The 25,003-nt window shown below is 25.8% G+C and carries 23 protein-coding genes and 1 tRNA gene; 13 read left to right on the forward strand and 11 right to left on the reverse strand.

The window, feature by feature from the left end:
* Positions 1-144 precede the first annotated feature (144 nt).
* The 4 genes from dnaB to gltP all read left to right on the forward strand — a co-directional run bounded on the left by dnaB (position 145) and on the right by gltP (position 5,795).
* Positions 145-1,548, forward strand: coding sequence for a replicative DNA helicase (gene dnaB / locus Bfest607_RS00135; RefSeq protein WP_500838310.1), 1,404 nt, complete (start codon positions 145-147; stop codon positions 1,546-1,548).
* Positions 1,549-1,762: 214 nt separating this feature from the next.
* On the forward strand, positions 1,763-2,248 hold the full coding sequence (ssb, locus tag Bfest607_RS00140) for a single-stranded DNA-binding protein (protein ID WP_500838311.1): 486 nt from the start codon (positions 1,763-1,765) through the stop codon (positions 2,246-2,248).
* A 334-nt stretch (positions 2,249-2,582) separates the two neighbouring features.
* A complete protein-coding gene (locus tag Bfest607_RS00145) occupies positions 2,583-4,226 on the forward strand; it encodes a Na+/H+ antiporter (RefSeq protein WP_500838312.1) in 1,644 nt (547 codons plus the stop codon).
* A gap of 276 nt (positions 4,227-4,502) precedes the next feature.
* Entirely contained in the window at positions 4,503-5,795 is a 1,293-nt protein-coding gene (gene gltP, locus Bfest607_RS00150) for a glutamate/aspartate:proton symporter GltP (RefSeq protein ID WP_500838313.1), read from the forward strand.
* Between the two features lie 252 nt (positions 5,796-6,047).
* Here the strand turns inward: gltP and Bfest607_RS00155 are convergent, their stop codons facing one another.
* The 5 genes from Bfest607_RS00155 to Bfest607_RS00175 all read right to left on the reverse strand — a co-directional run bounded on the left by Bfest607_RS00155 (position 6,048) and on the right by Bfest607_RS00175 (position 12,803).
* A complete protein-coding gene (locus tag Bfest607_RS00155) occupies positions 6,048-6,476 on the reverse strand; it encodes a Rid family detoxifying hydrolase (RefSeq protein WP_500838314.1) in 429 nt (142 codons plus the stop codon).
* A 137-nt stretch (positions 6,477-6,613) separates the two neighbouring features.
* Positions 6,614-7,633 carry an ornithine carbamoyltransferase gene (gene argF / locus Bfest607_RS00160; protein ID WP_500838315.1) on the reverse strand — a complete coding sequence of 340 codons (1,020 nt, stop codon included), beginning with the start codon at positions 7,631-7,633 and terminating at the stop codon, positions 6,614-6,616.
* Between the two features lie 126 nt (positions 7,634-7,759).
* The gene (locus Bfest607_RS00165; RefSeq protein ID WP_500838563.1) at positions 7,760-10,666 is read right to left on the reverse strand and encodes a valine--tRNA ligase; all 2,907 of its coding nucleotides are present in this window, start codon (positions 10,664-10,666) and stop codon (positions 7,760-7,762) included.
* 6 nt (positions 10,667-10,672) lie between these two features.
* Complete coding sequence (locus Bfest607_RS00170; protein WP_500838316.1) at positions 10,673-11,146, reverse strand: DNA polymerase III subunit chi; 474 nt, start codon at positions 11,144-11,146, stop codon at positions 10,673-10,675.
* A 112-nt stretch (positions 11,147-11,258) separates the two neighbouring features.
* Complete coding sequence (locus Bfest607_RS00175) at positions 11,259-12,803, reverse strand: leucyl aminopeptidase (RefSeq protein ID WP_500838317.1); 1,545 nt, start codon at positions 12,801-12,803, stop codon at positions 11,259-11,261.
* A 177-nt stretch (positions 12,804-12,980) separates the two neighbouring features.
* On the opposite strand from Bfest607_RS00175, the gene Bfest607_RS00180 reads away from it, so the two are divergent.
* The 3 genes from Bfest607_RS00180 to lptG all read left to right on the forward strand — a co-directional run bounded on the left by Bfest607_RS00180 (position 12,981) and on the right by lptG (position 15,184).
* Positions 12,981-14,063 (forward strand): LptF/LptG family permease, encoded by a 1,083-nt coding sequence (locus Bfest607_RS00180; protein ID WP_500838318.1) that lies wholly within the window; start codon positions 12,981-12,983, stop codon positions 14,061-14,063.
* Positions 14,064-14,162: 99 nt separating this feature from the next.
* Positions 14,163-14,285 carry a hypothetical protein gene (locus tag Bfest607_RS00185; protein WP_500838602.1) on the forward strand — a complete coding sequence of 41 codons (123 nt, stop codon included), beginning with the start codon at positions 14,163-14,165 and terminating at the stop codon, positions 14,283-14,285.
* On the forward strand, positions 14,240-15,184 hold the full coding sequence (lptG, locus tag Bfest607_RS00190) for an LPS export ABC transporter permease LptG (RefSeq protein ID WP_500838319.1): 945 nt from the start codon (positions 14,240-14,242) through the stop codon (positions 15,182-15,184). Before Bfest607_RS00185 ends, lptG begins: the two co-directional genes overlap by 46 nt.
* Positions 15,185-15,195: 11 nt before the next feature.
* Here lptG and Bfest607_RS00195 read toward each other — a convergent pair whose 3' ends face one another.
* Complete coding sequence (locus tag Bfest607_RS00195; protein WP_500838320.1) at positions 15,196-16,113, reverse strand: LysR family transcriptional regulator; 918 nt, start codon at positions 16,111-16,113, stop codon at positions 15,196-15,198.
* 363 nt (positions 16,114-16,476) lie between these two features.
* Here Bfest607_RS00195 and Bfest607_RS00200 point away from each other — a divergent pair.
* From Bfest607_RS00200 to Bfest607_RS00215, 4 genes are all read left to right on the forward strand, one after another.
* Positions 16,477-16,560, forward strand: a tRNA-Leu gene (locus Bfest607_RS00200).
* A gap of 143 nt (positions 16,561-16,703) precedes the next feature.
* On the forward strand, positions 16,704-16,853 hold the full coding sequence (locus Bfest607_RS00205; protein WP_500838321.1) for a hypothetical protein: 150 nt from the start codon (positions 16,704-16,706) through the stop codon (positions 16,851-16,853).
* Between the two features lie 5 nt (positions 16,854-16,858).
* Complete coding sequence (locus tag Bfest607_RS00210) at positions 16,859-17,515, forward strand: metal ABC transporter ATP-binding protein (protein WP_500838322.1); 657 nt, start codon at positions 16,859-16,861, stop codon at positions 17,513-17,515.
* A gap of 118 nt (positions 17,516-17,633) precedes the next feature.
* Entirely contained in the window at positions 17,634-18,497 is an 864-nt protein-coding gene (locus tag Bfest607_RS00215) for a metal ABC transporter permease (protein WP_500838323.1), read from the forward strand.
* 452 nt (positions 18,498-18,949) lie between these two features.
* Here Bfest607_RS00215 and lptB read toward each other — a convergent pair whose 3' ends face one another.
* The 3 genes from lptB to lptC all read right to left on the reverse strand — a co-directional run bounded on the left by lptB (position 18,950) and on the right by lptC (position 20,876).
* Positions 18,950-19,693: an LPS export ABC transporter ATP-binding protein gene (gene lptB / locus Bfest607_RS00220; protein WP_500838324.1), complete on the reverse strand. Its 744-nt coding sequence runs from the start codon at positions 19,691-19,693 to the stop codon at positions 18,950-18,952.
* Positions 19,694-19,762: 69 nt separating this feature from the next.
* On the reverse strand, positions 19,763-20,284 hold the full coding sequence (lptA, locus tag Bfest607_RS00225; RefSeq protein WP_500838325.1) for a lipopolysaccharide transport periplasmic protein LptA: 522 nt from the start codon (positions 20,282-20,284) through the stop codon (positions 19,763-19,765).
* Positions 20,262-20,876 carry an LPS export ABC transporter periplasmic protein LptC gene (gene lptC, locus Bfest607_RS00230; RefSeq protein WP_500838326.1) on the reverse strand — a complete coding sequence of 205 codons (615 nt, stop codon included), beginning with the start codon at positions 20,874-20,876 and terminating at the stop codon, positions 20,262-20,264. The genes lptA and lptC overlap by 23 nt, the downstream gene beginning before the upstream one ends.
* A 299-nt stretch (positions 20,877-21,175) precedes the next feature.
* On the opposite strand from lptC, the gene Bfest607_RS00235 reads away from it, so the two are divergent.
* The gene (locus Bfest607_RS00235; RefSeq protein ID WP_500838327.1) at positions 21,176-21,436 is read left to right on the forward strand and encodes a BolA family protein; all 261 of its coding nucleotides are present in this window, start codon (positions 21,176-21,178) and stop codon (positions 21,434-21,436) included.
* A 103-nt stretch (positions 21,437-21,539) separates the two neighbouring features.
* Positions 21,540-22,826: a UDP-N-acetylglucosamine 1-carboxyvinyltransferase gene (gene murA, locus Bfest607_RS00240; RefSeq protein ID WP_500838328.1), complete on the forward strand. Its 1,287-nt coding sequence runs from the start codon at positions 21,540-21,542 to the stop codon at positions 22,824-22,826.
* A 116-nt stretch (positions 22,827-22,942) separates the two neighbouring features.
* On the opposite strand, the gene Bfest607_RS00245 is transcribed toward murA, so the two are convergent.
* Both Bfest607_RS00245 and Bfest607_RS00250 read right to left on the reverse strand, forming a co-directional pair.
* The gene (locus Bfest607_RS00245) at positions 22,943-24,355 is read right to left on the reverse strand and encodes a Do family serine endopeptidase (RefSeq protein WP_500838329.1); all 1,413 of its coding nucleotides are present in this window, start codon (positions 24,353-24,355) and stop codon (positions 22,943-22,945) included.
* A gap of 190 nt (positions 24,356-24,545) precedes the next feature.
* Positions 24,546-24,959: a Z-ring associated ZapG family protein gene (locus tag Bfest607_RS00250; protein WP_500838330.1), complete on the reverse strand. Its 414-nt coding sequence runs from the start codon at positions 24,957-24,959 to the stop codon at positions 24,546-24,548.
* Between the last annotated feature and the right edge of the window lie 44 nt (positions 24,960-25,003).

The following is a 25,003-nucleotide window of genomic DNA, read 5'->3' on the forward strand; positions in this document are numbered from 1 at the left end:
GTTTATATATTGTAACAAATTATTTAATTTTTTAAAATTATATTATTGATATATGAACAATAGTTATTAATTAATGGTTTTAGTACAATAATTATCAGATATGTTGATAGTAGTTATGTATTTTGCATGTGAAAATTAATATTTATGTTTAGAAAAAAAAATATTAAAGATAGTTCGATAGGAGAGCAAAAAGGATATGGTGATAATATAAAGATATTACCGTATTCATTGGAAGCTGAGCAATCAATTTTAGGTAGTTTAATGTTAGATAATGAACAGTGGGAATATGTATCCACTCAAATTACTTCTGATGATTTTTATAATTCAGAACATCGTGTTATTTTTTCTGAAATTCAACGTCTATTAGATATGAATAAACCTATTGATTTAATAACATTGTCTGAATCTTTAGAAATACAAGGGAAATTAAATTTAGTAGGAGGATTTGGATATTTAGCTGAATTATCAAAAAACGTTCCTAGTGTTTCTAATATTAATGAGTATGTTAATATAGTTAAAGAACGCTCAATAACTAGATCAGTTATAAGTACAGCTCATAAGATAGCTGATGCTGGATATAATACTCAAGGAAGAAATAGTGATGAATTATTAGATTTTGTTGAATCTCTTGTTTTTAAGATTTCACATCATAAATATAATAATAGTAATAATTTAAAAAGTATAGACTATATTTTATCAGATACTATTTCTCATCTTGAAAAATCATGTATTAATTCTAAATTTGGTATTACTGGAATTTCTAGTGGATATAGAGATTTAGATAAAAAAACTGATGGATTACATCAATCTGACTTGATTGTGATTGCGGCTCGTCCTTCTATGGGTAAAACTGCATTTGCTATGAATTTATGTGAGCATGTTGCAATGAATGAATGTAAACCAGTATTAATATTTAGTTTAGAAATGCCTGGAAATCAAATAGCTATGAGAATGTTGGCTTCTTTATCTAGAGTAGATTATATGAATATTAGAACAGGTCAATTAAATAATGAAGATCGATTAAGAATTTCTAGCACTATAGAGTTATTATTAGAAAAGCGTAATATATATATTGATGATTCTTCATATTTGACTCCATCTGATGTGCGAGGTCGAGCTAGAAGATTATTTAAAGAACATAATGGGCTAAGTTTAATAATGGTTGATTATTTACAATTAATGCGAGTGCCATCTTTATCAAATAATCGTACATTAGAAATTTCCGAGGTTTCTAGATCATTGAAATCTTTAGCTAAGGAATTAAAAGTACCAGTAATTGCTATTTCTCAATTAAATAGGAGTTTAGAGCAACGAGTTGATAAGCATCCTATTAATTCAGATTTACGGGAATCTGGAGCGATTGAACAAGATGCAGATCTTATTTTATTTATTTACAGAGATGAGTTATATCATGAAAATAGTGAAATGAAAGGTATTGCTGAGATTATTTTAGGTAAACAGAGAAATGGCCCAATAGGAACAATAAAATTAATTTTTAATGGTCAATGGGCTAGATTTGATAATTATATTGATAATAATCAATATTGAAAAATTAAGTTAAAATTTATTGAATAAATCTATGAGATTATTGTAGTGAAATATAAAATAAATCATGATACAATTATAATGCAAAATATAGTTCTATAGTATTTGTTGTTACGGTTAAGTATAATAAAATATTAAATTACAAATTGTAGATTGTTAATATTGTTGATTACCTTATTAGTAAGTATTAGATTAGTTGGAATGAAGGAGTATTTGTGTGGCTTCTAGAGGAATTAATAAAGTTATTTTGATTGGGTATGTAGGTCAAAATCCAGAAATTCGTTATATGACTAGTGGAAATGCAGTAGTCAATATGTCTATTGCTACCACTGAATCTTGGAAAGATAAACAAACTAATGAGATAAAAGAAAGGACAGAATGGCATCGTATAGTTTTGTTTGGAAAATTAGCAGAAATTTCATCGTCCTTTCTTCGTAAAGGATCTCAAGTGTATGTTGAAGGATCTTTAAGAACTAGAAAGTGGCAAGGTCAAGATGGAAGTGATAGATATATTACTGAAGTTATTGTAGGTATGAATGGGGTTATGCAAATGTTAAATAATCGTTCTACAGGATTAGAACATGAGCCATCTAGCGATGAAACTGTAGGATTAGAAGATAATGATATAATTAATATTCAAAATGATTCAAAGTCAAATGATGAATCTGAGTCAGATTTTAATGAAGATGATATTCCTTTTTAGGCATATAAAGTATTCAATTTATTTAGAGTATTTCTTATACAAGATATTAGTTTGTATATAGGTTATGTGTAAATTTCAGATTTAAATTACATATATGATATAATTGATAGGAATAATGTATTCGTATTATTGCTCATAATATTCAAATTTTATTAAAAATAATTAATCCAAATTTTATTTAAAAGTTGTAAGAATTTTTAGAATTATTTGTATGTACTTCTGCAAGTATCCCTTAGAAAAGGGTATAGCATATTATTTATATATTAAGTGTTAATATATAATATTAAATAGATTATATATACAAATATGTATATTAAGAGATAGGATTGAAATCATGGAGATTTTTTTTACAATTCTTATTCTTACTTTAGCTGTATCTATTTCAGGAATAATAAAGCAAATTTTACCATTTCAAGTACCATTACCTTTAATGCAAATTTCGTTAGGAGCAGCATTAGCTTGGCCAAAATTTGGGTTACATGTTGATTTTAATCCTGAGTTATTTTTATTGCTTTTTATCCCTCCATTATTATTTTCAGATGGATGGAAAACGCCAATGAAAGAATTTTTACGTCATGGAGGAGAAATTATAATATTAGCACTGGTGTTAGTTATTATTACTGTAGTAGGAATTGGATATTTAATTCATTGGATGATACCGGAGATACCATTAGTTGCATCTTTAGCTTTAGCAGCAGTTTTATCTCCAACGGATGCAGTAGCTCTTTCTGGAATTGTAGGGGAAGGACGTATCCCCAAAAAAATTATGGATATTTTACAAGGAGAAGCTTTAATGAATGATGCATCTGGATTGGTGTCTTTAAAATTTGCTATTGCTGTAGCTATGGGAACTATGATATTTAGTATTAGCGGAGTATCTGTAGAATTTATTAAAGTAGCATTAGGAGGATTATTAGCAGGGATATCTGTGACTTGGGGTTATAGTAAATCATTAAGATTAATTAGTCGTTTGAGTAGTGAGGATCCAGCTACTCAAACAGTGCTTCTATTATTGTTACCTTTTGCTGTGTATTTAATTGCTGAACATATTGGAGTATCTGGAATTTTATCAGCAGTTGCTTCAGGGATGACTATTGGTCAATCTGGTATTATTCGACATGCTCCATTAGCTATGCGTTTGAGAGGTAATAGTGTATGGACTATGTTGGAATTTATTTTTAATGGTATGGTTTTTATCATGCTTGGATTACAATTACCAGATATTTTATTTACTTCTATTTCTCAAGCAGAGTTAGATCCAACTATAAAAACATGGATGTTATTTGTATATGTAATTATTATTTATATAGAGTTAATTATTTTAAGATTTATATGGTTATGGTTGATGAAATACATTAGTTTATATTATATGTATAATAGACCTATGGTATTTAGTGAATATAGTATACGTGAAATTTTGATTGCTTCTTTTGCGGGAGTTCGAGGAGCGATTACATTGGCAGGTGTATTGTCAATACCAATTTTTTTAAAGGATGGAACAGCATTTCCATGTCGGTATCAACTTGTTTTTATTGCTACTGGAGTTATTTTACTTTCTTTATTGTGTAGTGTCATAATTTTGCCATGGTTGCTTCATGGAGTTAAAGTATCGGATAAATCATTGCAACGTTTAGAAGAACGAATGGCTCGTTCTATAGCCGCTGAAGTAGCTATAGATAGTTTATATAAGCTTGAGGAGAGGTTGACACATAGTACTGAAGAAAATATTGATAGTCAATTAATCAATGAGGTGAGTGCTAGAGTTATTGGTAATTTAAGAAGACGTATTGATGAAAATAATGATTTACGTTCTATGTTAATGGAGGATTTAGAAAGGCGTATGAGATTAAATGCGTTAAGAGCTGAGCGAAGTGAGTATTATCATTTACGTGCTCAGCAAAAAATCACTAATGAAACATTGATAAAATTATTACGTGATTTGGATTTGTTAGAAGCGTTATTAATTGAACATGATTAAGATATAGTCATGTTAAGTTTGATTTATTTAATTGATAATTTTACTATTTAATACGGAACGTTGTGTTAGAATATCATTGTTGTACAGTACGATTGGTAAAGTAATATATAATAAGTGATCATAAGGATTTTTAATTTAAATAGTTGATTATATTAGTTATTGAATTTTATTATATATTAAAATATTTTTTTGAAGTTACCTTTTTCAGTAATTACAAAGGTTAGATTTTTATAGAGTATACATGAATAGAAATATCAATTTTATTAAGGGGTAACTATGATGATTAGAGATTTTAAAATTACCCTTGCTTGGAAGATTTTTTTTGCTTTAAACTTGGGTATTATTGTAGGAATTGCATTACATGATCAAATGGAATTAAAAGATTGGATTATAAATACATTGCTTTCTCCATCTGGGGAAGTGTTTATTAGATTGATTAAAATGATTGTTGTTCCTATTGTGATGGCTACATTGATTGTAGGAATTGCTGGAATAGGAGATGTTAAGAAATTAGGAAGTATTGGACTAAAGACTATAATTTATTTTGAGATTATTACAACTCTTGCTATAATATTCGGTGTAGCACTTGCTAATATATTTCATCCAGGATATGGAATTGATATGTCTATTTTGTCTAAGACGGATATATCGATGTATGAACAAACAACATCTGAGATTCAATCAAATTTAACGAATACTATGTTATCATTAATTCCATCAAATGTTATAGATTCAATGGCTAAAGGAGATATGTTGCCGGTCATTTTTTTTTCGGTGATCTTTGGTCTTGGATTAGCTGCATTACCAGATAAGACTAAATTACCATTATTGGATATGTTTAATTCCATAGCAGATACCATGTTTGAGGTGACAAATATGGTAATGCGTTATGCTCCTATTGGAGTTTTTTCATTAATTTCAGTAACAGTTGCAACTTTTGGATTTAGTTCGTTATTACCTCTTACTAAATTAGTTTTGTTGGTTTATGGTGCTATAGTATTTTTTGCTTTAATAGTATTAGGAATAGTTGCCCGAATATGTAATTTAAAAATTTGGAATTTAATTTGCATTTTAAAGGAGGAATTAATTTTATCTTTTTCTACTGCAAGTTCTGAAACTGTTTTACCTCGTATTATAAAAAAAATGGAGGCATATGGAGCACCATCTACTATTACTGGATTTGTAGTGCCGACAGGATATTCATTTAATTTAGATGGGTCTACTTTGTATCAAAGTATTGCAGCTATTTTTATTGCTCAATTGTATGGTATTGAATTATCTTTAAGTCAAGAAATTATTTTAGTATTGACTTTGATGATTACTTCTAAAGGTATTGCAGGTGTTCCTGGAGTATCTTTTGTTGTATTATTAGCTACTTTAGGTAGCGTAGGCATTCCATTGGAAGGATTAGCATTTATTGCTGGAGTTGATAGAATATTAGATATGGCTCGTACTGCGTTAAATGTGGTAGGAAATGCATTAGCAGTGTTAGTAATTGCTAAATGGGAAAATCAGTATGATACAAAACAAGCATTAGCATATGAATTAAAAATGTTAGGCAATAAATGAAAAATTTTATTTTTAATATTAGATATAATATTAGTAGTGATATCTGTTTTATAAAAGAAATTAGTGGATAGAATAATATATTTATACACTACTAAATCTACTCAGTAGTAATAAGTTATGATTGTTTATTACTGAGTAGATTTAGTAGTGTATTTTTGGTTTTAAAGATATGAAGTGTTATGTATATAAAAATAGAGATAATAAATTTTATAGAATTTATATATTGTTGTACAAATGAATTAAATTTGTTGTTTAATAAAAACGCATTGCAATAGCTTCTATTTCTATTTTTACATTTTTAGGTAGTTTAGAAATTTCTACACAGGATCGAGCTGGTAAATTTAAAGGTATGTTGTTGTGTTGAGTTTTTTTTGAAAAATTTGTATTGAAGAAATCATTATAACTATCATTAATTTTTGGTAAATCATGAATATTTGTTACAAATAAAGTGGTTTTAACAAGATTGGTAATTTCTAGATGTTTTGATTCTAAGATATATTGTATATTTTCTAATGTTTGATATGTTTGATCGTAAATATTATCAGGGATTTCCCCTGTTTGTTGAATAATAGGAATTTGACCAGATATATATATTATACTTCCAGTATCTATAGCTTGAGTATATGGACCAAAGGGACCTGGAGCTTTTTTTGTATAAATAGATTGAATTATTTTTTTCATGTAAAACTGCAATTAAGTTTTTAGTAATAATAAATAATTTATATTTAAAACTGTGCATTGTATCATGTTTAATGTAATAATTAATTGAAATTATTATCTTATTAACGAAAAATTTTTTGAAAATAGTTATAGTGTTTTCATTTTAAATTTGGAAGCAATGTTGCAAGCATTAAAGATTTTATTGTATGCAATCTATTTTCAGCTTGCTCAAAAACTACACTGTATTGTTTTGATTCAAATATTTCATTTGTTACTTCTAATCCATTTAAATAATTGTATTTTTGAGCAATTTTTTTACCAATAACGGTTTCAGTATTATGAAATGCTGGTAAACAATGTAAGAATTTTACGTTTGGATTTTCAGTTTGATTTATCATATTTTGATTGACTTGATAAGGAGATAGTAAGGAAATTCGATGAGCCCATACTTTCTCATTTTCTCCCATAGAAACCCATACATCAGTATATAGGAAATCTACATTTTTTACTCCTTCAGCAATATTCTCAGTAAGCAAAATGTTTTTAAAATTAAGTTGATGAGATAGTTTTTGACATTCTAAAAATAATTCTTTTTTTGGCCAAAATTCTTTAGGCGATACTAATCTTAAATCAAATCCCATTATTATAGCTGCTTCTAACAAAGAGTTTCCTATGTTGTTTCGAGCATCTCCAACGTAAGCTAATTTCATTTTATCAAATGATTTATGTGATATTTGTTCTTGCATGGTCATCAGATCAGCAAGTAATTGTGTTGGATGAAATTGTTCAGTAAGACCATTCCATACTGGAACATTAGAATATTGAGCAAATATTTTGACAATGTCTTGGTTGTATCCACGATATTGAATTCCATGATACATTCGTCCTAAAATTTTAGCAGTATCTTTAATAGATTCTTTGTGTCCGATTTGACTAATATTAGGAGTTAAACAGGTTACTCGAGCTCCCTGATCAAATGCTGCTACTTCGAATGCACATCTCGTTCGAGTTGAATTGTTTTCAAAAATAAGTACAATATTTTTACCTTTTAATTGTTGAGTTTCTGTTTGATTATTTTTTTGATATTTTAAATTATTTGCTAAATGTAATATATATTTAATTTCTTTTACATTAAAATCTTTTAATCTTAAGAAAGATCGTCGATATAATTTATTCATAAAATATCCTTTAATTTATTAACAAATAAACTATTATTACTTAAATTTTTATTTTATAAAATAGGTGTAAATAAAATATGTAACTAATTTTTAAAATTTAAGATTTATATTTAATTTATAAAGTGTTTATTCTGATAAAGTTAGGATTATAGAAAGTTGATTAAATAATTTGTTTTTAATGTTTTCATAATAAATTAATTTTTCTTGTTTTTTAACTAAGTAAATTTTTAAATTTAAGTTGTTATTATCTAGTTTTTGTTTGATATCATTTATTTTACGGGTTAATAATTCTATTTCTTTATGTAATTTATTTATTGCAATTTTTTTATTAAATACATCTGGAATAAAAATTAATAATTCTGATTTATTTATCTTAATACTAAATGCTATTTTGGAAGGATTGTCATGTTTTTTTAAAAGATCAATTTTTTTTAGTTGTGCAATTTTAATAAGCAAATAGTTATTATTTAGTATATATCTTTTTATGTGATCAGAAGAATAGCGAAATGCTATGCTTAAAGGGATTTTATATGGTATCCCGATATATGTTCGAAACATTCTTATCTCAGAAATAACACTTTTTATCCATTCAAATTCAATGATAGCTTCTGTATCAATAAAAGGAATATGATAATTAGGGAATGGTTGTAACATAATAGTATTGTCTTTAACTTGTATTATTTGTTTGATTTGTTGCCAAATTTTTTCTGTAATAAAAGGAATAATAGGATGACACAGACGTAATAAAGTTTCAAAAGATGTGATTAAAGTATAACGAGTTCCTGTTAATTGTTGGATATTAGTATTGGAATAGAGTATAGGTTTAATAAGTTCAATATACCAATCACAAAATTGATGCCAAATGAATTCATATAATAAGTTTACAATTTTATCAAATCTGTATTTTTCTAGTTCTTGGTAAAAAATTTGAATAGTTTGATGTAACTTAGAAATGATCCAACGATCTGGTAAAGAGAATATTTTTTTTGTTTTAGAATTTATTCCACAATCTTGATTATTGGTGTGTAATAAAATAAATTTACTAGCATTCCATAATTTATTACAAAAATTATGATATCCTGTTAATCTGTTTATATCCCAGTGTATATCTCGACCAGAAGATGACAATGCTGTTAAAGTCATTCTCAAAGAGTCAGCTCCGTATGCTTTTATTTCATGTAAAAATTGTTTTTTTAATTGATTTTTATTTTTTTTATCAGAATTTTGTGTTGATTGTAGTGAATTAAAATTATTGTTTATATTGTTATTTAGTAGATTATTTGAGGATATTCCATCGATTATATTTACTGGGTTTATTATATTATTTTTAGATTTGGACATTTTTTGTCCATGTTCATCTCTTATTAGTCCGGTAATATATATTTTTTTAAATGGAATTTGACTATTGTTGTTTGTATCTTTAATAAAATACATAGTCATCATAATCATTCGAGCAATCCAAAAAAATATGATATCAAATCCGCTAATTATAATATCAGTAGGATGAAAGAAATTTAATAAATAATCACTTTTAGGCCAACCTAAGCTAGAGAAGGTCCATAAACTGGAAGAAAACCATGTATCTAATACATCGTTGTCTTGTTGTAATATTGTATCATCATTTAATTGATGTTTTATTCTTATATCTGATTCACAATGTCCTACATATATTTCATTTTTATCGTTATACCAAGCAGGAATCTGATGCCCCCAGCATATTTGTCTGGAAATACACCAATCTTGAATATTATTCATCCATTCAAAATATATATTTTTATATGTATTAGGAATAAATTCTATTTTTCTTTCCTTAACAATATTTGTTGCTTGTTTAGCTAAACATTTAGTTTTAATATACCATTGGTTGGTGATTAAAGGTTCAATAATTGTTCCAGTTCGATTATTATACGAAATTGTTGTATTGTAGTCTTTTACTTGTTCTAATAGGTTATATTGTGTGCATTCTAAAATGACTATCTTTCTAGCTTGTTCACAATCTAAATTACGAAATGTTTTTGGAATATAGTAGTGGTTATCCTGATTATAAATTTGATCATGATTATGAAAAATTTCAGGTTTTTCAAGAATTTTTCTATGAGTTGAAAAAATGTTAATCATTGGTAAATCATGTTTTTTACCTATAATATAATCGTTAAAATCATGCGCAGGAGTGATCTTAACGCAACCTGTTCCTACATTGGGATTTACAAATTTGTCAGAAATGATGGGTATTTTTCTATTTATTAAAGGTATTAATACATATTTTCCAATTAAATCATAATAACGAGAATCTTGTGGATTTACTGCAACTGCAACATCTCCAAATATAGTTTCTGGTCTTGTTGTAGCCACAGTTATATAATTACTAATAATGTTAGTATTAGTAGTGGAAATATTAAATTTTCTATTATGTTCTTCTAATTGATATTTTATGTACCACATAGAACCTTTTACTTGTTTATGTGTTACTTCTAAATCAGAAATAGCAGTTTGTAATTTGTAATCCCAATTTACTAATCGTTTTCCCCTATAAATTAAATTGTCTTCATATAAACGAATAAATGCTTCTTTCACAGCAAAAGAAATTTGTGGGTCCATAGTAAATCGTTTATTTTTCCAGGATACTGAACATCCCAATCGTTTTATTTGATAACTAATTAATTTTTCAATATGTTTTTTCCATATCCAAATTTCTTGTAGTAGTTTTTTTTTTGTATTATTTGTTTTTATTGTATTTGTGTTGCTAAAAATTTTATTTTCTACAAGTATTTGGGTAGCGATTCCAGCATGATCAACGCCGGTAACCCATAATACATTTTTTCCGTTCATACGATTATAACGAACTAAAATATCCATGATAGTTTGTTGAAGCGCATGACCTAAATGCAATTCTCCAGTAATATTAGGAGGAGGCATCATGATACAAAATCTAGATTTTTTAAAATTTATTGTATCAGGTTCAAAATAACCTGATTTTTCCCAAAATTCATAAATTGGTTCTTCTATTTGTTTTGGATTATATATTTTTTCCATCATATATTAATCACTTATCGTAAAATTAAATATTTTTAGTATTTTTAAATGAAACCCGATATCTTTTAATATTTTATATCGTATTCTAGCTAATTTTTTTAAAAAAAATTCTGAAGGAACGAAATCAATAATTTCATTGAAATTGAAAAAAAAATCTTTATTTGTTTTCATTAGATTTATTAAAATATCTTTTAGTAAAGCATTACTGAAACAACATTGCTTCCAATATATAATTATTGGGATTTTATGTATATTTTTTCCAAATAAATCATGAGGTAGAAAAGCATTTTTGTCTATGTTCCATAAAAATTCATCTATTTTTAAAGCTTGAGTTTTATTTTCACAAGCTATTAGAATGCTTTTTCCAAGTCTCCATTTATTTTGTGTTAGATAACATGCTAATTTTTCTTGAAAATTTAGTTTATTTTTATAATCTACTGAAGGCAGCAGATAAAATAATCCTTGTTTTTTATTCGACACTTCTATTAACCTTATTCATCTTTTTATTGTCAGTATATATACTGAATATATATTTTTCAGAGATATTTAAGATATAAATTCTATTATGTTAAGAGGTATAGATATAATTTAGTTATCTAATGAAATTAGATGTAGTTTTGTTAATCAAAAATTGACTTAAAAGTTCGACAGGTCTTCCTGTCGAACTTTTAAGTTCTTTATTTGATATCCATGCAGTTCCAGCAATATCTAAATGAGCCCAATTATATTTTTTAGTAAATTTATTGAGGAAGCATGCTGCTATAATAGCTCCTCCTCCAGATTTATCTCCAGTATTAGTTATATCTGCTATGGTAGATTTTAATTGTTTTTCGAATACTTCATGAATAGGCAATCTCCAGATAAAATCTTGGGTTTGCTCTGAAGCTAAAATTAAATCTTTGGCTAAATTATTGTTATTAGTCATTAATCCGCTAAAGTGTCTTCCTAAAGCTACAACACATGCTCCTGTTAACGTGGCTATATCAATCACGATTGATGGGTTATATCTTTCTACGTATGTTAAAACGTCACATAATACTAATCTTCCTTCAGCATCAGTATTTAAAATCTCTACTGTTTGACCGGATAAAGTAGTTATTACATCTCCTGGTTTTAAAGATTTACTGCTGATCATATTCTCAGAGATAGCAAGAATTCCAATTATATTTAATGGCAACTTTAGATGAGATACTATACACATGATTGCATATACTACAGCAGCTCCACACATATCATATTTCATTTCATCCATATTATTTGAAGGTTTGATAGATATTCCACCTGAATCAAAAGTGAGCCCTTTTCCTATTAAAACTATAGGATTATTCATATTTTTGCCGTCAGGATGATTTGTATATTTTATAACAGGCATTACAGCTGGGTAACTTGATCCATTTCCGACCGCTATATAGGAATTCATTCCCATTTTTTTTAGATTTGATTCACAAATAATATCTACACTTAAGTTACTATAATAACTAGGTAATTTCAAAACTTGGTTAGATAAATAATTTGGGGTACAATAATTGGGAGGCATGTTGCTTAAATTTTTTGCTATATTAATTCCGTTGGAAATAATTGATCCATCTTTCACAGCTTGTTCACAAATTTTGAATTCACTGGGATTGTTTATATACAAACAAACTTCAATTGAAGAAGTATTTTCTAATGAATTCTGGTGATTTTTAAATCTGTTAAAAGTATAGAATTGATTATTAATTATCGATATACTATGTCTTATTTTCCAATAAGGAAAGTATCCATTGATATTTAATTCAGTTAATAAGAACAAAATTTTATTAATATTAAAATTCTTGCAAAATTTAATGGAGTTACATAGTATTTTTTTGTAAGTACTAGAATTAAATTCAAATTCTTTACCGCATCCAACTAGTAAAATTTGTCTATTTAAAAAATAGGGAATATCGTATAATAATAAGTTTTGATTTAAAGACCCATCAAATTTACTTCGTTGCAATAAAGAATAAATGTATTGTTGACTGACATTATTTATATGTTCCGTCGAAGGAAATAAACGGCAATGTTCAAATACACCAGCTATGATACAAGTATCTTCATCAGATTTTAAATAATCATCAGTAATTTTAAAATTTACTGTTTGTTCATTTATTAACATAATTATTATTTATTATTAGCTAAAAATTTTAATGTAAATAAAACCTATTTTTTGATTAACTAATTTTGATTAGTATACTTATTTAATTTATATTTATGAGTATGAGACATTATATACTAAAATCACAATGATGACAGCATTTTTTATGTGTAAAACAAGACTTTAATAAAAAAAATAATGATTTTAACTAAATATATTATCAAAGAAATATTAAAAAATCAATTAATTATTTTAGCATTATTGTTTTTAGTATGTTTCTGTCAGAAATTTATTAAAATTATGGATTTAGAAAATCCTGCACCAGTATATTTAATTTTTTTATATCTTGTTTTGAGTATTCCAGAATTAGGAAAGTTACTTGTACCTTTTAGTTTATTTCTTAGTGTACTTATTACTTGTTATAAATTCTATTTACGTAATGAAATTTTAGTGATGTATTCTTGCGCCATAAATAAATTTTTTTTTATAAAAAGTATATTATTATGTAGTACAATTGTGTTTATTGTAGCTTTGGTTAATATAATGTGGGTATCTCCATATTGTGCATGGTTACGATATTTAATGTTATCTGAGATTGGTAAAAGTGTTGATTCTATTCAATTAGTAGAAAAAAAGTTTTTATTAGTATTAAGTGAACGTACAGTTTTTCTTATTAAGAAAATTAAAAATAAAAATTTGCAGTATGTTTTTGTAGTAAAAAAAAATTGGGATATTAATGGTAATGCTGTTTTTATGATTGTTATAGCAGATCAGGGTGATTTGTATAATTATTCTAATCAACTAAAATCAATTACTTTAAAATCAGGAATGTATTATGAGATACATTATGATTGTGCTCAATTAAGTTTTTCAGATGTATATGTAAGTAATTTTTGTCAGTATAATGCTTTGATTGATCATCATATTAATTTTTTTAAAAGATCTTATAGAACAGTTGAATATATGTCTATAAATCAACTTTTATGTCATGATTCACTATTCGAGAAATATATAGAATTAAATTGGCGTTTTGTTTTATTAGTATCTATTATTATTATGCCAATAATAGCTTTATTATCAACAATAAATATTTCAAATAATCATTTATTAAATGGTTTATTAGCAATTTTATTATATATATTGTTTTTTACATTGCATATTTTGTTACGTTTTTCTACTAATACAAATTATTTAGAACCTATATTAGGTATGTGGGTGATTAATTTTATTTATTGCATCATAATATTATTAATGAATTTATGTAAATATCGATGTTTATGATAAGTATAATTAATTTTTATTTGTTTTTTAAAATAAGTAAAATGTATGTATAAAATTTTAAATTTTTATATAAAAAAGTCTATATTATCAAGTATATTAATGGTTTTTTTAATATTGATATCTTTGTCAAGTATTATTAAATTAATTGATGGATTACGTGATTTTGAAAAAAAAACTTGTTCTATTATAGAATTTTTTTTTATATTTTTTTCAGCTTACTAAAAGATTGTGAATTATTTTTTCCGATATCTATTTTGTTAGGAGGATTATTAGGATTAGGTATTCTTGAAGTACGCAATGAATTAATAATTATGAAAGTTTTTGGATTAAGTAATTTTCAGATTACTATATCTGTAGTTAAAGTTTCTATTTTTATATTAATATTTCATATAATTTTTAATGAGTGGATATTGCCATATAGTCAATATATGCTTTTTGTATATAAAGGTAATAAGGAATATAATACTTATTTTTTTCCTGAAAAGGAAAAAAATTTATGGCTGATGGATAATGATAGTATTATTTCTATTGAACATATGATTGCTTCTGATAATTTGTTAGGGGTGAATTTATATTGTTTAACTAAAGATAAAAAGATAGAAAAGATTGTATGTATGAAATGTGTGACGCATATTGATAATAGTTGGATTGCATCTGAAGCAATTGAATTGAATTTTTTTGATAATATTAACGTAGTTAATAAAAAGATTTTTCAATATAAGTGGGATACAAGATTAACTCCTAATTTATTATCAATAATTACTACAAATCCTCGAGTATTATCTGTATCCAAATTAATATTTTGTATAAAATATTTAAATAAAATGAATCAAAATTCTCAATATTATGAATTAATATTGTGGAATAAGATTTTATCTCCTATAATGGGAGTAATAATGTTAGTGATAGCATTATTGTATAGTTTTGGTCCATTTTCTAATAAAAAAATAAGCACAAGATTATTTTTTGGCAGTATAATTAGTTTTTTATTTTATATTTTACATCAATTTTTTAGTATATTTAGTGTTATATATAATATACATCCGTTAATAGGATCGATAACTCCAATTATGTTGTTTATAATAATTAATGCTGTAATTATTTTTTGTAAAATTATTTAATTTTTAAATTTTTAACATACGGTCATATATTCATTTATATATTTAAGTAACATATTTTTAATACGATCTCTTAACCATTTATGGGAAGTAGATTGATTGTGTTTAGAGTGCCATGCTTGGATAATGCTGCGTTTACCTAAATTAAAATCTGCGTCAAAGTAGGTTATTGGAATATGTAATGCATGTGTAAGTATTAATATAAAATTTGGTATTATTGCTAATGCATTTGAGTGTGCTACAGAATTTATAGTAGTAATGTATTCTGAGGTAATTCCAATGATATTACGTTCTGTCCAAAAATATTTGTTAGTTTCATCTGAATTTGTTGAATGTTCATGTTTAGTTTGGATGAATTGATATTTTAGCAAATTATCTATATTTTTATGTTTAGATAAAATGGGGTGATGATTTCTACATATTACATAACATTTGGACATATAGATGGTACGAATAGTAATTTCTGGATTGAGTGGACGCATTTCTCCTAAGTATAAATCTATACTATTATTTCGTAAAAAATCATCATCATAGTCAGAATCATTCACTAAGTTCATGAATACATTAGGAGAATTAGTTTGAATATCTTGAAATAAGATAGTGCTAAGAGCAAAAAAAATGGAACTATTTGATGCTATAGTCACTGATATGTTAGTTGTTTTTGGTTCGAAAATAATATGTGTATTTATTATTGATTCAATTTGGTTTACTAATTCTTTTATATTTTGTTTTAAAGATATTGCTTTGGGAGTAGGAGTTAATTTAGTTCCACTACGTACTAAGATTTGATCATTAAATAAAACTCGTATTTTGTTTAATGACTTGCTGATGGCAGGTGCAGTAACGTTAAGTTTTTTTGAAGCTAAATTGACACTATTATTTTCTAGTAATGCATTCAAAACTATTAATAAGTTAAAATCAAAGTTATTCATATGATAAAATTCATGTAGTATAGTATTTTACTAAGTATTATAATGTATAAACGTATAATAGTAAATATCTGCATATTGATAAAAACTTTTGTATGGATTTAAATTTATATTAATGCAATAAATACGTATAAATTATTTTATGTTGTTATAGTTATGAATGTATTTAATTAAATATATTTTTGTTATTATTTTTTATAGTTATTATGTATAATAAATAAGTTACAATTTTTATAATTATAATAAGATTATGAGTATATTTTTATATTTGAGTGGTATGATGTGTGTAATGGAGTGTTTTAAATTTTATTATTAAGTTTTAATAACTGAATTGTCTACATTTTTAGTTTTTACTTATATCTTGACGCCGAAGTGGCGAAATAGGCAGACGCAATTGACTCAAAATCAATCACTGTAACAGGTATGTCGGTTCGAATCCGACCTTCGGCACATGTTGACTTCATAGAAAATATATTTGTTATATTTAATTATATTAGAGATATTGTATCTTTGATATTTTGATGATTTCTGGTGTTTTTTGTTCTGAATATGTTATAACATAACATATTCAGAACAAAAAATATTTTGAATTTATGAAATTTTATCATTTTAATTATAAAAAGAGTTTATCAACTGGAATGAAAATTTTAATAACTTCAGGGTTAATACGAATGTCAGCAATATTAATAATTTTAATTTGTTTATGGGTAATGATTATTTGGGTATCTGTTTCATTTAAATAAATTTAATGCTTATGCTAATAATGTATGATTTAATAACAGGTTATCATGGTCGCAGTATTACTCCACCAATTAGTGGGCATATTACTAAAGGTAGTATATTGGTGGTTATAGGACCTAATGGAATAGGTAAATCTACATTTTTAAAAACATTAGCAGGATTATTGCCTCCTACTTCAGGTAAGTTAGAATTTTTAGGAATTAAAAAATCTAGAGTAGTAGGATATTTACCTCAAAAAAAAAATATAGATTATAATTTTCCAATTACTGTATTTGATGTAGTGTCTATGGGTTGTTGGCCGAGAATAAATTTTTTAAAGAAAATTAATGATTATCAGAAATATTTAATATGGAAGGTTTTAAAAAAGTTGAAATTATTAGATCTGATAAATCAGTATGTAGATAATTTATCAGGAGGAGAGTTTCAACGAATGCTTCTTGCTCGTATTTTAGTACAACAAGCATCATTTATTTTGTTGGATGAACCATTTCAAGGAATAGATCAGTTGACATGTACCATTGTTATGGATGCTATTAATGAATTATGTTATGATGGATGCACTGTAGTTATAGTATTACATGATAATCAATTTGTATCTAAAAATTTTTCGTATAATACTTTATTATTGACTCATTCAGATAGTATTTGGTCTACATCTTCTTAAAATAGGTGATATTTTTGTTTCGAATGAATATGATGTTCTATATTAATACAAATATAGATGTTAATGGTTATTATATTTATATTTTTAAGATATATTCATATCTTTAATAAGGTTATATATGATTTTACATGTATTATTTGACCCATTTATTTATTTTGGGTTTATGTGTAAAGGGATAGTAGCTTGTTGTGCTTTATGTATTAGTATTACTCCAATAGGTGGATTTTTATTATTAAAGAGAATGAGTTTAATAGGTGATGCCTTATCTCATGCTATTTTACCAGGAGTTGCTATAGGATATTTTTTTTCAGGAATCTCATTAACTGTAATGAGTATTGGGGGTTTTGTTGCCGGATTAATTGTATCGATTTTATCTATTTGGGTTAGCGAAAAAACAACATTACAAAAAGATGCTAGTTTTTCTGGATTTTGTCTTGGGGCTTTAGCATTAGGTATAGTACTAATTTCATTGCAACATTCTGATATTGATTTATTAGATTTATTAGTTGGTTCTATATTGTCTGTAAGTATGTTTCATATAAAATGTATTGGAGTAGTTAGTACGATAACATTGATTATTTTATCATTATTTTATAGGGTCTTGATTATAGAATCATTTGATCCAGATTTTTTAAAAACCAACAACATTGTTTTATTTAAAAGTATTCAAATAGTTTTTTTATTTATTGTAATGCTGAATTTAATAGCCAGTTTTCAAATTACTGGTACTTTAATGTCGATAGGTTTAATGATATTACCTAATTTATCTGCACGGTATTGGGTGAATAGTTTGATAAATATGTTGTTGTTATCTGTATGTATAGCTTTATTATGTTCTTGGATTGGTTTATTAGTTGCATTTTATATGTTTTTACCAGCAGGCCCTACTATAGTGTTGTGTGGTAGTATATTTTTTTTTATTTCAATTTTATTTGGCAGTAATCATGGAATTATATTTTCTATTCGTCGAAAGGAAAAATAGAGAAATGATGAGTAACAATTTTTATAAATTTTATGTGTTTTATATATAAAATGTATGGCATATTAAATTAAAAGGTAATTTAAGATTGTGTTAAGCGATCATTATATATGTAGTTTATGATTTTTGTCAGTTTAGTGTATAATTTAGAGATGAACATTCAATTATATATATAATTGAAAATAAGTGATTTTTGTTATTTTTTGATTATTTTAATTGAATTAATAAAATAAAATTTTAAAAATGAGGTATTAAATAATATATTTAAATTTATGGAAAGTTAAAAAATTTTTATATTTTAATAATAAATAAATAGTATGATTATAAAAGAATATTAGATTCAAATTACACTATTATTGATATGTATATCCTCTTGATTCAGTAGCAGTAGTAATGAATTTTATTAAGTGTTATCTAATTTAAATAAGTTAATTAATCACTAGAATTCTATTGAATTAATTATTTGATATATAATTAAATTGAAATGAATTTCCTAAATATACTTCTTGTACATGTTTGCTACTTAAAATTTCTTGAGGAGTGCCATGAGCAACAATGACCCCTCGATTGATTACATAAATTCGTTCACATATATTTAGTATCGCTTGTACATTATGATCAGTGATTAAGATGCCAAGTTTATGTCTTTTTAGTTGTTTAATAATTTTTTGAATTTCTTTTATTGAAATTGGATCTACTCCAGAAAAAGGTTCATCTAGTAGTAAAAATTTAGGTTTAGCAATTAATGCGCGTGCTATTTCCACACGTTTTCGTTCTCCTCCAGACAAATTTCGACCAACGTTATTTCGTAAATGGCGAATATGAAAATTGTCCATTAAATTTATTACATGTTGATAACGTGCATTTTTGTTGATATAAGGATGCATTTGAGCAATAGACATTAAGTTTTCAAAGACAGTTAAATTTCTAAAAATTGAATTATCTTGAGGCAAATAACTAATTCCTAATCGGGCTCTAGCATAAATAGGTAATTTGCTAATATCTGCATCATTTAGAAATATTTTTCCAGAATTTTGCAGAGTAATACCTAGAATTATATAAAATATTGTAGTTTTTCCAGATCCATTTGGTCCTAGTAGTCCTATAATTTCTTCAGAATGTATATATAAGTTAATATCATTTATTATATGCATTTGTTTATAACTTTTAGAAAGTTTTTGTATAATTAAAGTTGCCATCTGTTTATTATAAAAACATTATGTATTTTGATCACTGATCAAAATAACCATTTTTTATTTATATATTTTTTATTTATAATTGTATATAGGATGTATTAATAGAGTTGTAGTGGTATTTCCAATGTCTTTAGAAGTAGCTTGAATTTTATGTTCATTTATAAAATATACGATATTATCGCTATGTATAGAGTTGCCTAGTTGTTCAATATAGGCATTTCCTTGAAATGTAATTGTATTATTTTCAATATTATAACATATAGTATTAGATTTAGCAGATGTTATGATATTATTATCAGTTTTTTTTTGAATATTCTGTAGAATGACAGGGTTTCCATAAGCCTTAATGAATGTTATTAATTTGTAATTATTTTTATTATGATTGATAATTACTTTTTCTGCATGCAATTTAATATTTTTGTATTTAAGAATGACATGATCTTTAAAAATTACTGTATTACTTAGTGTATTTATCAGTTGGGAAGTGGAACTAATTTCTATTGAGTGGTTATCTGCATAAATTAAATTATAAAAAGAAAATAATATATGTATTAAAGTAAATATTATTCTTTCATGTTGGTTGTATTTTTTCATATTCATATTTAGTGTATGTGTTATTTAAAAGTTCTATTTTGTTTGTGTTAAGTGATGCATACATTTTTGAGCCAACAGAATAAAAATAATATCCATGGATAATAGTTTTACTATTTGAAATCATACTATAGTTTGTAAAGTTAATTAATATTTGATTTGTAATAATGAATTTAGTATCGCGAGTATTTTTAGAGATTTTATTTATAAAAACATATCCAGATAAATTTAGTGTTTTTTTGTGATTTAATTGAGCTTTATTACATCGAATAATCCATGTTTCAATTTGTTTTTCGTTAAATATGATAATATAAGGCTTAGTAAATTCAGTTATTTGTTTATTTAGTGAATGTTGAGCGTAATTAGAAGTTAATTGAAATTTAAGATTTCCGTTAATATTGTATGAATAAATAGTGATGTTGTTTCCATACTGAATATCAGTGTCATTATTGAATAAAGAAATATCTGATTGTATTGTTGATTTAACTGTATTGCAGTACCAATAAAATATAGAAATTAATATTAGTAAAATTTTAACAAATATATTTTGTATTCTGACATTATTATTTATTTCTTTATAAGAAATGTTTATCATGTTTTAAATAAATAATTTTTATTTTTGATACAGGTATATCGTTAGTATAATATATACCATATAACAATTTCACATGAATAAATATTTGTGTGTATTAGTTTTAAAAAAATATGTTAGTTTGAGCATAATATTGTTTTTTATATTTGAGTTAATTTTGAATATTATGATGTTGTATTTTTTTTTGTTTTATTTTTTTATTTTTGTATATAAAAATGTTTATTATTTGTTAATATTACAAAGTAAGGAATTAGGAATTTACATTTTTAAATAGATTAAATATAAAAAAATTAATAGTTAAAATGAATGCAAATAAAATTAAAGAAATATTATTAAAATACTTAAAGTTAGATAAAGTATATGTTTGTTTTGATTATAATAAACATTATAAAATAATTGCTGTAGATTCTATATTTATAGGTAAAAGTAAAGTAGAACGACATAAAATTATATATACTCCTCTTATGAAATATATTATAAATAATGAAATTCATTCTTTATCCATTTATGCTTTTAATCCTGATGAATGGAGTATTAGCAATAGATTTTACAATGTTAATTGATATCTTTTATGTATATAAATGAGAGGTATAAATTCATATGTTACTATATATTATCATATAGTATAGTATTAGTTTGATTGTACTTTAAAATTAAACATAAAGAATGAATAAATTTTATATTCAAGGACCTACTACATTAAGTGGAGAGGTAGTGATATCAGGAGCTAAAAATTCTGCTCTTCCTATTTTATTTGCTACGCTTTTAACTGAAGAACCGGTGGAAATTTATAATGTTCCTAAATTAAAGGATATAGATTCTGCCATTGCATTGTTAAATTATTTAGGAGCTCAAGTAGAACGTCAAGATATTATAATATTTTCTGATACGAGCAAAGTGTATCGTTATTATTGTGCTCCTTATGATTTAGTTAAGTCTATAAGAGCATCTATTTGGATATTAGGCCCTCTGGTTGCTAGATTTGGCCATGGTAAAGTGTGGTTGCCAGGAGGATGCTCTATTGGAGCAAGGTTAATAGATTTACATATTGATGGATTAGAAAAATTGGGAGCAACAATAATAGTAGAAAAAGATTATGTAATAGCTTCTGTAAATGGTAGGCTTCGTGGAGCACATATCGTTATGAATAAAATCAGCGTAGGGGCAACAGTAACTATCATGAGTGCTGCTGCGCTAGCTGAAGGCATTACAGTTATTGATAATGCTGCACGTGAGCCAGAAATTGTTGATACTGCTAATTTTTTGATTATGTTGGGTACTAAAATTACAGGAGCTGGAAGTAGTAGAATTATTATTGAGGGATCCCGAAAATTAAAAGGAGGAAAGTATCGTATTATCCCAGATAGAATCGAAACTGGTACATTTCTGGTTGCAGCAGCTATTTCTCGTTCGAGCGTTGTATGTTTAAAATCTGATCCAAATACTTTAAAGTTTGTTTTGAAAAAACTTCAAGAATCTGGAGCAGAGATTAATATTGGAAAAGATTGGATTAGTTTAGATATGCACGGTAAAAGACCAAAAGCTATTGTTGTGCGCACAAGTCCGTATCCTGGGTTTCCCACTGATATGCAAGCGCAATTTACTTTACTAAATATTATATCAAAAGGTGTAGGAAAAATAACAGAAACTATATTTGAAAATCGGTTTATGCATGTTCCAGAGTTAATTAGGATGGGAGCTAAAGTTTATATATTAAATAATACAATTATATGTTATGGAGTTAATTCATTAATAGGCGCTCAAGTGATATCTACTGATTTGAGATCATCGGCAAGTTTAATATTAGCTGGGTGTATAGCTGAAGGATTGACTATTATTGATCAGGTGTTTCATGTTGATAGAGGATATGATAGTTTTGAAAAAAAGTTAGAAATCATGGGCGCTCATATTCAGCGTATTACTGATAAAATAAAAGATATAAATGAAATATGATTGTGATTATTTAATGTAAAATAGCTATTTATAGAAGCAGATGTTGGTTAATAAATAAAGATCAACCTTCTTACAAAAGAAATAGAACATAATATAGATATATCTTTTTATTATTATTATCTTAATAATAGAAAGATACTGGTGCCTCCTCGGACGATATTAAGCGCTATTACTGTTGGTTTTTCTTTTAAAATTTTTCGTAATTGAGATAAATTATATATTCTAGTTTTATTTAACCCGATAATTACATCTCCTTTTTGCAATCCTATTGCAGCAGCAGGAGAGTCTTTAATTACATCTTCTACCTGCACTCCTTTTGTACCATCTTTTAAATATCCATTGCTCAAAGAAGCTCCTTGAAGGGCTGGGGTTAATATTTCTGCACTAGTGCTAATGTTGGTACTGTCATCTAGTAAAACAGAAACTATGTGTGTTTTTCCATCTCTTAGTAGTCCTATTTTGATAGTTTTACCCGGGGTAGTAGTACCTACTTTTACTCGTAATTCTGCGAAGTTTTTTATTGGTTTTCCTTCTACAGATATGATGACATCTCCTGCTTTAATACGAGCTTTAGCAGCAGCTGATCCTGGTAAAACTTCGCTAACGAACGCTCCTCTTTGTATATCAATATTAAATGCTTTAGCAATATCAGTTGTTAATTCTGTACCTTTAATTCCTAATTGACCTCTTTTTACTTCTCCAAATTCAATTAATTGTTGACTTAGATTTTTAACAATATTACTGGGAATAGCAAAACCAATACCAATATTTCCTCCTCCAGGAGCTAAAATAGCGGTATTAATTCCAATTAATTCTCCATATAAATTAACTAATGCTCCTCCAGAGTTTCCTCGGTTTATGGAAGCATCAGTTTGGATAAAATTTTCTAGTCCTTCAAGATTTAAACCACTTCTTCCTAGTGCTGAAATAATTCCTGAAGTAGCAGTTTGACCTAATCCGAATGGGTTTCCTATAGCAACAGCAAAGTCTCCAACTTTTAAAGTATCGGAATCTGCTATTTTTATTTCAGATAAGTTTCTGTTAAATTTTAATATTTGTAATAATGCTAAATCGGTTTGTTCGTCATGTCCTATAACTTTTGCTTTGTATTCTTGCCCATCATTAAGTTGTATTGTAATTTTATCAGCTTCGTTTACAACATGATTATTAGTAATAATGTAACCTTTGTTAGCATTGATAATTACTCCAGATCCTAATCCTTCAAATTGTCTAGTTCCAAAATTTCCACTAGGAGGCAGATCTGGCCCAAAAAAATATCTAAATTCCTTAGGTAAAGTGAGTCTTTTTGAAGGTTGAGTACCTTCCACGTGTATACTTACTACAGCTGGAAGTACTTTGTCTAACATCGGAGCTAAACTAAGTGGCATAGAAGAATATGAAGTGTTTGCAAATAGCAGTGTATTGTAGTTGTAAGTGTAAAATTTAAAATTTATAATAATTTCTAATCCCAATATTGTACTTAATATAATTATTGAATTTATTATTGTTTTTATAAGTAATTGATTCATTATTCGTATTCTTAATAAGGTCAAAATTATATTTGATACTATTTTAGCAAAATATAATATTAATTTATAATTAAAGTTATGATTTATTATGTTTAGTTTGATTATATTTTAAGATTATGAAAATTATACAGTTTAGTATAATAGTTGCATGAAGATCATTAAAGATATGTTATAATATCCTTTTTTATTGTTATAAATTATTTTTTTCTTCTTGTATATCATGTTGTGTGTTTGAATCATCTGAGTAGTCTCTAGGAACTTCAGTAGGTAAATGTTCTGCATGTTTCTTATGCATATTTTTAATACGATCAGGATATTTGTTTTCTTGATCATATATATTGGGTAAGAAAAAATTAGCATTTTTTGTAATATTTTGATATAAATTTTGGTAATTTTCTGAAATTTTGTTTAAAATCTCTATATTATATTCAAAATGAGCTCTGAGTTTGTTTTGATATTCATTTAATTTCATTTTATTATTTTGAAGTTCATTATATATGGTTTTATGTTTGTTTAGTAGATTACGATCTTTATAATACATTAAAGTCAGTCCTATAATACATCCCGTTAGTAAACTTAAAAATATTGTAATAATCCAAATCATAATAATATTAATCTCCTTTCTTATATTTGATTTATGTAATTTTA

Source organism: Candidatus Blochmannia festinatus (nom. nud.), from assembly GCF_059936355.1.

Coding starts and splice junctions, on each gene's coding strand:
- Bfest607_RS00215 (WP_500838323.1), top strand. CDS start 17,634: ATGATTTTACATGTATTATTTGACCCATTTATTTATTTTGGGTTTATG.
- dnaB (WP_500838310.1), top strand. CDS start 145: ATGTTTAGAAAAAAAAATATTAAAGATAGTTCGATAGGAGAGCAAAAA.
- Bfest607_RS00245 (WP_500838329.1), bottom strand. CDS start 24,355: ATGAATCAATTACTTATAAAAACAATAATAAATTCAATAATTATATTA.
- Bfest607_RS00185 (WP_500838602.1), top strand. CDS start 14,163: ATGGTTTTTTTAATATTGATATCTTTGTCAAGTATTATTAAATTAATT.
- argF (WP_500838315.1), bottom strand. CDS start 7,633: ATGAATAAATTATATCGACGATCTTTCTTAAGATTAAAAGATTTTAAT.
- Bfest607_RS00155 (WP_500838314.1), bottom strand. CDS start 6,476: ATGAAAAAAATAATTCAATCTATTTATACAAAAAAAGCTCCAGGTCCC.
- lptC (WP_500838326.1), bottom strand. CDS start 20,876: ATGATAAACATTTCTTATAAAGAAATAAATAATAATGTCAGAATACAA.
- Bfest607_RS00235 (WP_500838327.1), top strand. CDS start 21,176: ATGAATGCAAATAAAATTAAAGAAATATTATTAAAATACTTAAAGTTA.
- Bfest607_RS00165 (WP_500838563.1), bottom strand. CDS start 10,666: ATGGAAAAAATATATAATCCAAAACAAATAGAAGAACCAATTTATGAA.
- gltP (WP_500838313.1), top strand. CDS start 4,503: ATGATGATTAGAGATTTTAAAATTACCCTTGCTTGGAAGATTTTTTTT.
- Bfest607_RS00250 (WP_500838330.1), bottom strand. CDS start 24,959: ATGATTTGGATTATTACAATATTTTTAAGTTTACTAACGGGATGTATT.
- Bfest607_RS00205 (WP_500838321.1), top strand. CDS start 16,704: ATGAAATTTTATCATTTTAATTATAAAAAGAGTTTATCAACTGGAATG.
- murA (WP_500838328.1), top strand. CDS start 21,540: ATGAATAAATTTTATATTCAAGGACCTACTACATTAAGTGGAGAGGTA.
- Bfest607_RS00180 (WP_500838318.1), top strand. CDS start 12,981: ATGATTTTAACTAAATATATTATCAAAGAAATATTAAAAAATCAATTA.
- Bfest607_RS00145 (WP_500838312.1), top strand. CDS start 2,583: ATGGAGATTTTTTTTACAATTCTTATTCTTACTTTAGCTGTATCTATT.
- Bfest607_RS00210 (WP_500838322.1), top strand. CDS start 16,859: ATGCTTATGCTAATAATGTATGATTTAATAACAGGTTATCATGGTCGC.
- lptB (WP_500838324.1), bottom strand. CDS start 19,693: ATGGCAACTTTAATTATACAAAAACTTTCTAAAAGTTATAAACAAATG.
- Bfest607_RS00195 (WP_500838320.1), bottom strand. CDS start 16,113: ATGAATAACTTTGATTTTAACTTATTAATAGTTTTGAATGCATTACTA.
- Bfest607_RS00175 (WP_500838317.1), bottom strand. CDS start 12,803: ATGTTAATAAATGAACAAACAGTAAATTTTAAAATTACTGATGATTAT.
- lptA (WP_500838325.1), bottom strand. CDS start 20,284: ATGAAAAAATACAACCAACATGAAAGAATAATATTTACTTTAATACAT.